This is a genomic window from Gilliamella sp. wkB195, from assembly GCF_001690445.1.
Classification (GTDB): Bacteria; Pseudomonadota; Gammaproteobacteria; order Enterobacterales; family Orbaceae; genus Gilliamella; species Gilliamella apicola_E.
Genome location: NZ_LZGP01000005.1, coordinates 56,578 through 69,019, shown reverse-complemented (window position 1 = coordinate 69,019; position 12,442 = coordinate 56,578). Strand labels below are relative to the sequence as shown.

At 36.7% G+C, this 12,442-nt stretch carries 10 protein-coding genes; 7 read left to right on the top strand and 3 right to left on the bottom strand.

The features are described 5' to 3' along the window. Positions 1–400 precede the first annotated feature (400 nt). The 3 genes from A9G08_RS01335 (at position 401) to A9G08_RS01325 (ending at position 4,129) form a co-directional block, all read left to right on the top strand. Positions 401–1,702, top strand: a complete 1,302-nt coding sequence (locus tag A9G08_RS01335) for a hypothetical protein (RefSeq protein ID WP_141673900.1) — start codon at positions 401–403, stop codon at positions 1,700–1,702. Positions 1,703–1,909: 207 nt separating this feature from the next. Next, the gene (locus A9G08_RS01330) at positions 1,910–2,197 is read left to right on the top strand and encodes a hypothetical protein (protein WP_141673899.1); all 288 of its coding nucleotides are present in this window, start codon (positions 1,910–1,912) and stop codon (positions 2,195–2,197) included. A 525-nt stretch (positions 2,198–2,722) separates the two neighbouring features. Beyond that, on the top strand, positions 2,723–4,129 hold the full coding sequence (locus tag A9G08_RS01325; RefSeq protein WP_141673898.1) for a hypothetical protein: 1,407 nt from the start codon (positions 2,723–2,725) through the stop codon (positions 4,127–4,129). A 206-nt stretch (positions 4,130–4,335) separates the two neighbouring features. Here A9G08_RS01325 and A9G08_RS01320 read toward each other — a convergent pair whose 3' ends face one another. Then, the gene (locus A9G08_RS01320) at positions 4,336–5,190 is read right to left on the bottom strand and encodes a helix-turn-helix domain-containing protein (protein ID WP_065561955.1); all 855 of its coding nucleotides are present in this window, start codon (positions 5,188–5,190) and stop codon (positions 4,336–4,338) included. Between the two features lie 232 nt (positions 5,191–5,422). On the opposite strand from A9G08_RS01320, the gene fsa reads away from it, so the two are divergent. The 3 genes from fsa (at position 5,423) to A9G08_RS01305 (ending at position 7,583) form a co-directional block, all read left to right on the top strand. After that, entirely contained in the window at positions 5,423–6,085 is a 663-nt protein-coding gene (gene fsa / locus A9G08_RS01315; protein WP_065561954.1) for a fructose-6-phosphate aldolase, read from the top strand. Between the two features lie 134 nt (positions 6,086–6,219). Then, a complete protein-coding gene (locus A9G08_RS01310; protein ID WP_065561953.1) occupies positions 6,220–7,002 on the top strand; it encodes a siderophore-interacting protein in 783 nt (260 codons plus the stop codon). A 2-nt stretch (positions 7,003–7,004) separates the two neighbouring features. Next, complete coding sequence (locus A9G08_RS01305) at positions 7,005–7,583, top strand: acyl carrier protein phosphodiesterase (protein WP_065561952.1); 579 nt, start codon at positions 7,005–7,007, stop codon at positions 7,581–7,583. Positions 7,584–7,637: 54 nt separating this feature from the next. Here A9G08_RS01305 and A9G08_RS01300 read toward each other — a convergent pair whose 3' ends face one another. Together A9G08_RS01300 and ilvY are read right to left on the bottom strand one after the other, a co-directional pair. Continuing rightward, a complete protein-coding gene (locus A9G08_RS01300; protein WP_065561951.1) occupies positions 7,638–9,671 on the bottom strand; it encodes a 3-hydroxybutyrate oligomer hydrolase family protein in 2,034 nt (677 codons plus the stop codon). A 67-nt stretch (positions 9,672–9,738) separates the two neighbouring features. After that, positions 9,739–10,638: an HTH-type transcriptional activator IlvY gene (ilvY, locus tag A9G08_RS01295; RefSeq protein ID WP_065561950.1), complete on the bottom strand. Its 900-nt coding sequence runs from the start codon at positions 10,636–10,638 to the stop codon at positions 9,739–9,741. A gap of 193 nt (positions 10,639–10,831) precedes the next feature. Here ilvY and prfC point away from each other — a divergent pair, with 193 nt between their 5' ends. Then, positions 10,832–12,424 (top strand): peptide chain release factor 3, encoded by a 1,593-nt coding sequence (gene prfC / locus A9G08_RS01290; protein ID WP_065561949.1) that lies wholly within the window; start codon positions 10,832–10,834, stop codon positions 12,422–12,424. Positions 12,425–12,442 lie beyond the last annotated feature (18 nt).

The window sequence follows — 12,442 nt, the reverse complement described above, 5'->3', positions numbered from 1 at the left end:
TTTGATCATATTTACAAAAGTTAACAATATAAAGTAAAAAATTTATTGCGTCATATTTTTCCAGTTACTATACTTTCGGATCAATTTAGCTGAATAGCTAAAATTTTATCAACAAACATAAAATAGTAAATAAATCAAAAATTTACTTGACAGGATGGTCGAATATGTATTACAATTTTCAACAGGCAACAGGCAACAGGCAACTTGGCCAACCTATAATTTAAATTCACCAAATTTAAACTCTCAACCTCTTTTTTTTCACTCCAGTTTATTAATCGACGAAAATTCAAGATCGCATAGTGAATCGTTGCACCGATCGTTATTTCGATCGTCATTTAGATCATTCCGATCAACTCTCAGATCTAAATTATTTCGGCAGATCTTTTTACCGCTTGGCTTTTTGTTAATACCTTTTTATTCTAGCCATGCATTAACCTCTAAAACCACGAATATGATTCATGGTAATCCACCGCATTTAACTTTCGATGGTGGCCGGACTAGTACTCTTGATCTTGATTATCTGCTCAATATTACGTTATCTAACGGAAAGCGATACACGACTACAACCAATACTTCATCATCTTCAACACCAATTGAGTTACCTGCTAAAGGTCAAAGCTTTTCTGATATAAATATGTTCATCCCAAGAGGAGAAGATTCAGTCGAATTAGACAGAATTCTACTTCCTTATTGGGATGATGATGATGGTGATGGTGATATTAATATTTCTGGTTTTTTAAGGTTATCTATCTATGATAGAATCGGTAGAACTATATCATCGCGCAATACAGTGCTAACGTCTTGTGGTGCACCTTATCGGATTGTATTAGAGGCTATAGGTGGTACATTAAGCACTCGTTATGGTCTTCCAAATAGTAGTAGTCTTAATTCCAATAATGTCACTTATTATGTCAAACCTGTGGGTATTGATATTTGTTTTGTCAGCCCAAGCTTATCTTATGAGGGAGAGGGTGGTGTAAAAGCAGGTCCTCCTGAAATTTTCAATCCTTCTCTTGGTTTTTTCCCTCAGTCAACTAACCCATTAGATTATGGTAAAAACTTTCCAACTACTGGAGCTAACAACATGTTCTTTGATTTGCGGATTGGTTATACTGAGGCACTATCTTGGGCTCCTGTTTCGCATGGTGGTATCACTGCTACTATGACTGATGTTACAGCTACAAGCGCACGAGTTACCTTAACTGGCCCTGTTGCAACTCAATCCCAATGGAATTCCGGCAATCCAGGTCCTATTACTAAGCCTACTTTGCCTCAGACATTCGAGTTAGTTGGTCGAGATAGTAAAGGTAAAGCTATCGTTAAATATGGTTTTACATTAAAACAATGGTTTGTCAACCGAGGTAAAAGTTATTACACCTATTCTAGCATGGAATCCTGGTGTAAAAGTATTGGTTATCGCCTTTCTAGAGTTAAAGATTTAACTAATGCAAAACGTTATGAAATTACTGGTGGTACACCTTCATCATCAGGTGATTATTATATGCGTACAATTGGTGCAGGCTTGCTTGCGGAGTGGGGTAATATAGGCAAATATGATCGAACCAACTTTGACGCTGTCCGATGGTACTGGACCAGTGATGAAAAAAGTTTGAGTCGGTTCGTCGTTTTTCCTACAGATGGTCATATACATTGGGCTGAACCCTCGTATGATAAATCGGTAGGGCTTTGCACTTATCCTTAGTGCCATTAGCGAGGTGGAAATATAAAAAGTATATTCGTTAACGAATTGAAAAATCCAATTTTGGGTGGCGATTATACTTTTTACCCAATTTTAGTTCAATGGCTAAAAGATGAAACAGAAGGCATAAAAATAAAATAAATCAGATCACTATCTTGCTTGCAAAAATATATTATAAATTAAATGGAGTTAAATGCCGATGTTTTTCATGTGTTTAAGGCGTTTATACAAGAGATCTTAAACGCGATAATTCCTCAATTATTCAGGCAGACTATTTTAGCTATTTTGCTGTCTGTCTTTTTTTCCAGCTATGCATTAACCAAACAAACTTCAAATATTATCCACGGTAATGTTCCATATTTAACGTTTGATGATGGTTGTATTCGAACGGTTGATACAAATGATCTGAACGGTATTACGTTATCTAATGGTGTTAAATATACGCCTTCAACCAAAATCTCATCTACAACACCCATCGTTTTGCCTGCTGTAGGTTAGAGTTTTGCTGTGCCTAATGGTAAGCTCAATGAGGTGGTTGAGAAAAGATAGCCTTAAGTTGTTATGAGTTAGCTGACTCAAAGAGTCAATGTAGCCAAGCGTTAAAAAACGATTTTGTAAAGCATATCAATAATCGGCCTTTAGGCTATGATGGATTTTATTGACGAATGTGTTGTATTATAAAATCACAATTCTCATTGTTAAAATGTCTATTTGTAAGATAGAATGTTACAGTATTAATTATTTAGTAAGGAAATACATTGCGCATAGGGTGGGAGATTTTTATCCTTTACTCGCAGTTTAGTAAGTAGTATTTTAATGAGAAGTTATTGTTAGTTAAGGAGCAGTAGATAAAAATAAAAATTTAAATAAAACTTAATTGATAAGGTATTTGTTATGATATGCAATTTCAAAGACCAAATCTGTTCAATTTATAATTTACACTTACTTAATTTAAGCTCAAAAAGTCTTTTTTTTAACTCTAGTTTATTAATCGTCAAAATTTTAAGATCGTTATGTAGATCATTGCAAATATCTTCCAAACGATTAAATTATGCTTTCATATTATCTCGCCAAATGCTTTTGTCGTATGGCTTTTTGTTTATAACTTCGTATTCTTGTGATGCATTAACTTCTATAACATCAAATGCGATTCAAGGGAATGCGCCTTATTTAACATTTGATGAAGGGCGCACGCGAGCCATCAATACTGACGATCTGTTATGGATATCTCTTTCTAATGGGGATAAATACACACCTTCAACAAATAATTCGTCAACAACCCCAATTGAATTGCCTGTAGCTGGTCAAAGCTTTTCTGATATTGATATGTTAATGCCAAGGAATAGCTATTCAGTTGGTTTGAATACTCTTATTGCTGCGCCTTTTAATTATTGGAGCGATGATGATGGAGATGCTGATGTTTCAGTTACTGGTGACCTAAATTTGTATATTGTTGATGAAGACTATATATTCTTATCACGTGATACAGTGCCATCACTGTGTAATGGTTCTTATCGTGTTACATTAGCTAATACAAGTGGAACATTAACTACCCGTTATGGCATTCCTAATAGTAGTACTTTTAATGCTAATAGTGTTACTTATCATATTAATCCTAAAGAATTGCCAACGTTTTGTTTTGCCAAGCCAGATACAACTTACGGTAATTCTAGTTATGCTGGTCCAACTACTATGTGGAAAACTGATAAGGGTTTTATTCCACAGTCTTTTATTTCGTCATCTTATAATTTAAACTTCCCCACTACAGGCGCTAACAATTTGTTTTTTGATTTAATTATTGCTGGTAATCATCAGCCATTAACTTGGGATACGGTCTCCCATGGCGGTATTACCGCTACTATGACAAATTCATCAAATACAGGGGTTCGTGTTACATTAACTGGCCCTGTTGCAACTTCATCACAATGGAGAGCTAAAAATCCTGGAAATATACCAAGCCCTTCCTTACCTCAGACTTTCGAGTTAATCGGTCGTGACAGCCAAGGTAATGAAGTTGTTAAGTATGGGTTTGAGTTAAAGCAGTGGTTCATCAACCGAGGTACTTTTGAAGACAATTATGCTAATACATTATCTTGGTGTAAACGTATCGGTTACAGAGTTCCTAAGGTTAAAGATTTAACTAATGCTTTTTGTGCTGAAAATAGTACTTTAAATGATGAATGTAAAGGTTCAGTCGGTGCAACTCCTTCTTCAATCGATAATTATTATCAGCGTATAATCGGCGCAGGATTTTTTACCGAGTGGGGTTTGATGAAAAATTACTCACAAGCCAATTTTTCCTTTAGAGATTATTGGACAGTTGATACCAATCCTACATATAATCAGCCGTTTGTTGTGGGCTCGTACTACGGTAATACCCTATTCGTGGACCGATCTCGCAACTACAACGGACTTTGTGTTTCTCCTTAACTTTTATTCGATAGTTCATATTACTTGAGTAAATAAACTGGAGATAGCAATAAGTCCGTTAGATAGTTGACTTGAAGTGTTTAAAACACAGTCTTGATTAGGACTAATTTTTTTGTTTTTATAGTAAAAAAGTTGAGGAACGGGGTTTTTGGGCTCCTTAATTGCTTGCAATTTGAAACTTCTGTTTTACTTTCAATTAACTGAGTTTACTTTTCCGATAATTTACTATGATATTGCCGTCGATATTCAGTGGGTGTTCGTTCGGTTTTTTTTCTAAAAATTCGGCAAAAGTAGTTACTATCTTTAAAACCCGCTTCAAGCGAGATTTCTTTGACGTTTAAGTCGTAATCTTTAAGTAGTGATTTTGCGTACTCTATCCGGATATGGTTGAGATATTCATTTAAGCCAATTTTGCCTTCGTTTTTGAATAGATAGGATAAATAGTTGGGTGAGATATAAAACATTTTAGCTAGAAATTCACGGCTTATATCTTCCCGAAAATGAGTATCAATATATTGGCGTATTGCTTCGAATAAGCTGGTGGTTTTTGATGCGGTTTTTATGTCGGCATTGAGTAAATCTAGGGTGTTACTAAGCAGGCTTTGAATCAAGTAGTAGCCGGTTTGAGTTTGTGGTTGATTTTGCCAAGTCAATTCAGATAGCGCTTGAATAATAAAGGTGCCAACTCGTGGACCTCGCCTTGGTATGTTGGTTTGTGCTAGCGGAATTAATTGGTTGCCGTCCCAATAAACAATGCTGATGCCAATTTGCTGTTTACCAAATAAGATGTTTAACCAGGTGATTGGGGTTGTGCGGATAGGTTTGTTCCAACTGTTAGCGGTAATGTAGAGCAGATCATTAACTTCAAGTTGTTGTGTCATTATTTTGCCATTGCTGTCAGCCCATTGCATAAGCTGCTGGCCTTCTATAATCACTTCGATCCTCGGAAAATCAACTTGATAAGCATGTAGCGGTGCCGTTTGTTGGTTATTGGCAAAATAGAGATGGTTGATTTGTTGGTTAGTGAGCTGAGTTAATACGTTTTTTAGGGTTGTGGTCATATTGTTAGTAAACCAAGTAATGTGCAGTTGGTTTAATTATAGCTTGTAGAGTTAAAGTTGAAAAATTTATTTAATTTAATGTGTTATTAATTATTATTAAAAATGTGATCGAGATCGCATTTTGCTGTTTATCGTACAAAAGTCCAGTAAATAGAAAATTTGTCTTCTAGGCTTGAGTTAAATTTTTTTTTACTATGCTACTCATCAATTAAGCATTTAATTAGGAGTGGGTATGGAATTATATTTAGATACAGCCGATGTTGCAGCGATTAAGCGTTTAGCTGCAATTTTGCCAATAAAGGGGGTTACCACTAATCCAAGTATTGTCGCTAAATCGGGTAAGCCAATTTTTGATTTGTTATCTGAATTACAAGATTTGCTGGGTTCTGATAAGTTGTTATTTGCGCAAGTGCTTTCTCATAATGCTAAAGAGATGATTAAGGAAGCTGAGCAACTTCGTAAAGTCATTCCATCGATTGTGACTAAAATCCCTGTTAATGCTGAGGGGTTGATGGCGATTAAGGAGTTGACCAAGCAGGGTATTCCAACTTTAGGTACGGCCGTTTATGGTGCGGGTCAGGGCTTTTTGGCTGCGCTTGCTGGTGCAAAATATATTGCTCCTTATGTTAATCGTATTGATGCCCAAGGTGGTAATAGTAAAGATACGGTTTATGAGCTACAAGCGCTGTTAGATTTGCATAGCCCTGAATCGATGGTGTTAGCAGCCAGTTTTAGAACGCCAAGACAAGCTTTAGATTGTATGCTTGCTGGTTGTCAGTCAATTACCTTGCCCGTGGATGTGGCGGAGCTGTTTATTTCAGATCCGGCCGTTGATGCTGCTGTGGTTAAATTCGATCAGGATTGGTGTGGGGCGTTTGGGGCCTTACGCTTTTAATACTTGCTATTGATTTAGATTCCACCCATTCAGGGTGGTTTTTTCTCTTTCCCGCGATTAAAAATTCCCCTTTTTTATACCAATTATGTTGTATGATAGTGATGCGATATTAGAGGAATAGAAGAGAACACCAAATGCACGAAAAATCAAAAAAATACATTATTAATGCTTTATTGACGGTGATTAAAATTGAGCGGCCGTCAGAAAGTTATTTGCGATTATCTTTTAGTTGCAATAAGCCGTTAGCAGTTAATCCAAATTGGATTTGTCCTCATTTAAAGTTGTTATTCGCTGATCCTTTGACTGGCAAAATTACTTTCCCGATGTTAGATGAAAATAATAAAATTTTAGTGAGTGATAAAGTTCGTCAATTTGCTCGCAGTTATAGTATTCGGGCTTATGATGAGTCGTCCAATCAAATTGTGATTGATTTTGCGATTCATGCCAGCGGTTTAGCGACGGTTTGGGCTCAACAGGCAAAAGTGGGCGATCAAATCGGGATAGTCGGGACAGCAGGTAAGTTAGAGTTTGATAATCAATATTTGATTTTGATGGGGGATGTGTCTTCTCTGCCTGCCATCTGTTATACCCTTGAACATTTACCTGTAAATCATAAAGCCGTTGCTTTTATTGAGGTGAATCACAAGACCGATATCGTTGAACTGCTATCTGTTTTATCTGTTCAATGGTTGATTAAAGATGCTAATCATCCTAATCAATTAGTTGATGCGGTGATGAGTAGGGAGTTTAGTCAGCAAGATAATCTATTGTTTTGGGGCGGATTAGAGAGCTCGCTTGCTAGACAGTTACGTCAGGCCATTAAAGATAAATATGTCGATTTGGCACCTAATTCGGTTCATATAACCAGCTATTGGCGAGAAGGCTTTGCTGAAGGGGAGTTTAAACATCGAGATTAGCCATGAATATTCTTGCACATTTACATTTGGCAACGTTGGCAAATAGTTCGTTGATTGGTAATACCGTTGCTGATTTTGTTAAAGGCGATGCTTATCGACAATATCCCAAAGCGATTGCCGATGGGATTATGTTGCATCGTAGGATTGATCGTTTGATTGATAGTTTTGCTGAAGTTAAGCAAGCTAAATTGCTTTTTCGACAATCACATCAACGTGTTGCACCGATCACCTTGGATATTATTTGGGACCATTTTTTGTCAAAATATTGGGCGGAATTTAATGCTAGGCAATCTCTTTCATCATTCAATACCTTCACTAAGCGGCAGATTCAGCCTTATATCGTAAATTATCCAGTTGATTATCAAGATTTTATGGGGGCAATGTGGCGCGGTGAGTGGTTGGTAAATTATGCTTCGGTGGATTTTATTGGTAAAGTTTTAAACGGTATGGCAAAACGTCGACCTAAGCTCTATTTATTAAGCGATACTTTTATTGATTTTGAACAAAACTATACGCCACTAAAAACATTGTTTTTCGAGCTTTATCCTAAAATGTGTTCACTTATTGTCGAATATAGATGATTAAATGACTATCGAATAGTTTGATTTGTTCGATAGTCATTTGTGAATTTGATTTTATTGCGAAAAGGTAATCTTGCCATTATCGATAGTGATGAGATTGTTGGCATCTGGAGTTTGCGATATTGGGACTAGGTTTTCAGCCGTAGCTTGTGGTGCTTGTCCACTAATGCCTCCTCTCGGTTTTGTGCGAATGATTTGGCTTTCCGGTAAAGTGGTTTGATTGGTTATATTTGCCCATAACCATTCCATGGCTTCATCACCATAATAGTCAATAGGTAATAGCGTATTGTCAAAAGGTGCTTTACCATCAAGATAACTTGCATTTTCAACTTCAATATAACGGAGTTGTGACTCTTTTCCTTCAACTTTACTGTTTAATGCAACATAAGGTCTAGATGTGTAGTCGATAAGTTGTTTAGGGTTATTTTTACCATGAACAATGAAGGTTTTGACTTTGTTTAAATTACCTGTTGCCAGGACTTCTTTTAAACCTTTAATCACGCGTGGATCTTTTATTTTATCTCTTAAGCAAATGGCTCCTTTAGTGCCATAATCTATTTGATGCTCAATGGTAGAACTTGAATACCATTCACGTCGAGGAGAGGAGACATCTTTATTTTCAACCAGGTCAATAGCTGTGGCATCAGGGTTGGCCCAGATGGGTAACTGGCCATTAGATAATCCCCAAATTTCGGCAAAATTGACTTGTTTTAGTGGTTTTACTTCACCAGAATTATAATATGGGTCTTGTTGGGTACTTGCCACTGAAAAGTCACACATGTTTTCAGTTACATCATATCGACCATAGGCGCTAATATATTTATAAGGGTAGGCAATTGATTCATTAAGATAGAAATAAGGTAATTGGTTGCTCATTTCAGGCTTCCAACCATAATCATAAAGTTTGTTTAATGCCTCTTTCGGCGTGCCGGTTGGTAGTAAGTTGGCTTGTTTTAATGCATCACAACGGTTTTGTGAAAAAAGATACTTTGAGGCATCGGGGACGTATTTGTCCTGCTTATTCGGTTCAATTGCCGGTATGGCACAAGGAATATAAAGTGCCCCATAGGAGCTATAATCGGGTAATGAACGAGAGCTTATGTTTTCGTTACTATTTTCTAAACTTGTTTGAATTTGTGGATTAACTGCAACCACACCATTAATTCTACTTCTTAAACGTAATTCAGCTAGCTTAAGTGCCGCAGCTCCACCATCCTCAGCTCCATAGACTAATATGATGGTATTAGTATCGTTAAAGTAAAGATTATTAGGTTCCGGAAATAGTTCATTTAATTCATATAAAGCGAAAACAATTGAATAGAAGGTATATGTTGGCCATTTTGCTTCTTGGTTTTGCTTTGAATGGAGCTGTTTTACTGCATAACGGTGCGGATTATTTTTGATAAACTCTTTTTGATTTTGTATAGTTGGCTTAAAGAGTATATTGTCCTTAGCAACTAGACCATCAACAGTAAAGCCTTGCTCGTTGGTAATATCATAAATACCAGTACCTAAACCTTTGTCGTTATAAACTACTGCGCAGTTATGTTTAAGACCCCACAATCCACGGATTTGTATATCTTTGGCGTTATATAGTCCATCAGAACCAGAAGCTGGTACGACAACAATACAGGGTTTTTTCTTATTAAAATCGATGGGAACTTGTAATAGCAAGCCAACATTTTCATCTTTAATGGTGGCTAAAATTTCTGTGCCTGCAATTTTTCCATCAAATAAAGGCGACAATTCTTCACTTTTGAATCCAAATAGAGAGCCTTCTCCGGTTTTTGTATCAATAAATCGATTTAATTTTGCACGACGTAATTCTTGGGGAGTAGGATTTGATGGATCGGCATAATTGATCTTTTGGATCATTTTTGATAAGGCAGTAAACCCTATTCCAGCGGTAACAAGATCATCACTATCACCATCATAGTAGTTTGAGCTATGAACAACCAACCATTGAGGTTTATGATTAATTGGATTTTGGTTTGCAGGATCACCTAATTCAGCACCGCTAGGATTTGAAGATATTATTAAAAAGAGTAAGGTGGATAACGTGCTTGTTTTTTTTAATTTTATTGGCATTACATTCATTCCCTACATTTTGCTTAACAGCTATTTACTCATTAACTACAGTTTATTATATAATTTATTATTGGGTTGGTAAATTTGGGTTACTAATAGCCCAAAATGCTGAAATAATTTTTTCTGATAATCGTCTTTTTTGCACACAGATGCCAACATCAAACGGTTCCATTAAATTGGTTGACCATTCGGTGATGCGTTCTCTTACTCTTTCTGGGCTATTTTCCATTACTACTTTAGGCAATAAAGCCACTCCACAACCCAAAGCAACCATGGAGACAATGGCTTCGTGCCCAGCTACCGTTGCATAAATTTTGGGGCTGATGATTTTTTGTTGTTTAAACCATAAATCTATTCGATGTCGGCTTGGACCGTGCTCAGGCAATATGAATGGGATATTATGCCAATCTGGTGCTTTTTGATGCAATTTGTCACTGAATGAACTATTAAGTTTAGGTATGAGTAATACCATTTCAATTTCGCCTAATTTAATAAATTCAACACCAGATGGTAGTTGTTTGGGTTTTCCTGCAATAGCTAAATCAGCTTGATGAGATTGAATTTTTTCAACAGCATCGGCTGCATCTCCTGTAAATAGTTTAATTTCTACTAATGGGTAGTGTAGGCGAAAGCGATCAAGTATTTCAGGTAGATGGCTGTAAGCCGCTGTGACCGAGCAAAATAAGGTTAATTCACCAACTAATCGTTGATCGGCTTGGTCCAATTCTTGCTTTAATTGTTGGTGTAGATTAATGACTTGTTGGGCAAAGTGTTTTACTTTTTCACCTTCGTGGGTAATTTGAACTTGTCGGTTGTCGCGGATAAATAATCGATGACCAAATTGTTCTTCAAGGCGCTGGATCTGCCTTGAAAGGGTGGAAGGGCTTACATGCATAGCATCGGCACTTATTCCAAAATGACATGTATCACAGAGATGTAAAAACAATTTTAAGTCACGAATATTCATATCTATTTAGTTATTGAGAAATATTTAGCGTAGACACCGTTATAATTGATTAATTATATCATCTTCGATTTTATTTGCTCTATTATGCATAGATATCAGGCAAATAGCAAAATAGCGTTCATCAATGGCAATATAGATAGAGACCTGCTAGAATACCGCATCATTTTTTTGCTTAGCTAAATTAATTAATTTTATGACAGAACAAGCTTATTTAGACGAAGTGAATGCTCGTCGTACTTTTGCAATTATCTCTCACCCCGATGCTGGTAAAACAACCATTACCGAAAAAGTTTTGCTTTTTGGACAAGCCATTCAAACTGCGGGAACCGTAAAAGGGCGTGGTGCTAATGCGCAGCACGCTAAGTCAGACTGGATGGAGATGGAAAAACAGCGTGGTATTTCAATTACAACGTCCGTTATGCAATTTCCTTATAATGACTGTTTGGTGAACTTACTTGACACCCCAGGGCATGAGGATTTTTCGGAAGACACTTATCGAACCCTAACCGCGGTTGATAGTTGTTTGATGGTGATTGATGCAGCAAAAGGTGTCGAAGACAGAACGCGTAAATTAATGGAAGTTACACGTTTACGAAATACGCCTATTTTAACTTTTATGAATAAGCTCGACCGTGATATTCGTGATCCGATGGAGTTGTTAGATGAAGTTGAAAACGAGCTTAATATTATGTGCGCCCCAATTACTTGGCCAATTGGTTGTGGTAAGTTATTTAAAGGGGTCTATCATTTAGCTAAAAATGAAACTTATCTTTATCAAACCGGTAAAGGTCATACCATTCAAGAAGTTAGAATCATTAAAGGATTAGATAATCCTGAACTTGATAGCACCATTGGTGATGATTTAGCCCAACAACTTCGTGATGAATTAGAATTAGTGCAAGGTGCATCAAATGAGTTTGATTTAGATGCATTTTTGTCTGGTGATTTAACGCCTGTGTTTTTTGGTACTGCGTTGGGTAATTTTGGTGTAGATCATATGCTTGATGGTCTAACCGCTTGGGCGCCAGCACCACAGCCTCGGCAAACAGATAAACGAGAAGTTGAAGCAAGCGAAGAAAAATTTACCGGTTTTGTATTTAAGATCCAAGCAAATATGGACCCTAAACACCGAGACCGTGTTGCATTTATGCGCATTGTTTCAGGTAAATATGAAAAAGGTATGAAGTTACGCCATGTTCGCATTGCTAAAGATGTTAATATTTCTGATGCATTAACCTTTATGGCAGGCGATCGTGATCATGTTGAGCAAGCTTATGCTGGTGATATTATTGGTTTGCATAATCACGGTACGATTCAAATTGGGGATACGTTTACCCAAGGTGAAGATCTTAAATTTACTGGTATTCCTAACTTTGCACCGGAATTATTCCGTCGAATTCGTTTAAAAGATCCACTTAAACAAAAACAATTGTTAAAAGGTTTAGTTCAGCTTTCAGAAGAAGGGGCTGTTCAAGTATTCCGACCAATTGCTAATAATGATTTAATTGTTGGGGCAGTTGGGGTGTTACAGTTTGATGTGGTGGTTGCCCGTTTGAAATCTGAATATAACGTTGAAGCAATTTATGAGCCAGTAAACGTCACCACTGCGCGTTGGGTTGAGTGTAGCGATGCTAAGAAACTTGAAGACTTTAAACGTAAATGTGAACAGAATTTGGCTTTAGATGGTGGTGATAATCTTTCTTATATTGCACCAAGTATGGTTAATCTAAATTTAACCCAAGAACGTTATCCGGATGTTGAGTTCAGAAAAACTCGCGAACATTAATATGCTATATAATAAAAG

Coding starts and splice junctions, on each gene's coding strand:
- A9G08_RS01320 (WP_065561955.1), bottom strand. CDS start 5,190: ATGACCACAACCCTAAAAAACGTATTAACTCAGCTCACTAACCAACAA.
- fsa (WP_065561954.1), top strand. CDS start 5,423: ATGGAATTATATTTAGATACAGCCGATGTTGCAGCGATTAAGCGTTTA.
- A9G08_RS01310 (WP_065561953.1), top strand. CDS start 6,220: ATGCACGAAAAATCAAAAAAATACATTATTAATGCTTTATTGACGGTG.
- A9G08_RS01305 (WP_065561952.1), top strand. CDS start 7,005: ATGAATATTCTTGCACATTTACATTTGGCAACGTTGGCAAATAGTTCG.
- A9G08_RS01300 (WP_065561951.1), bottom strand. CDS start 9,671: ATGCCAATAAAATTAAAAAAAACAAGCACGTTATCCACCTTACTCTTT.
- ilvY (WP_065561950.1), bottom strand. CDS start 10,638: ATGAATATTCGTGACTTAAAATTGTTTTTACATCTCTGTGATACATGT.
- prfC (WP_065561949.1), top strand. CDS start 10,832: ATGACAGAACAAGCTTATTTAGACGAAGTGAATGCTCGTCGTACTTTT.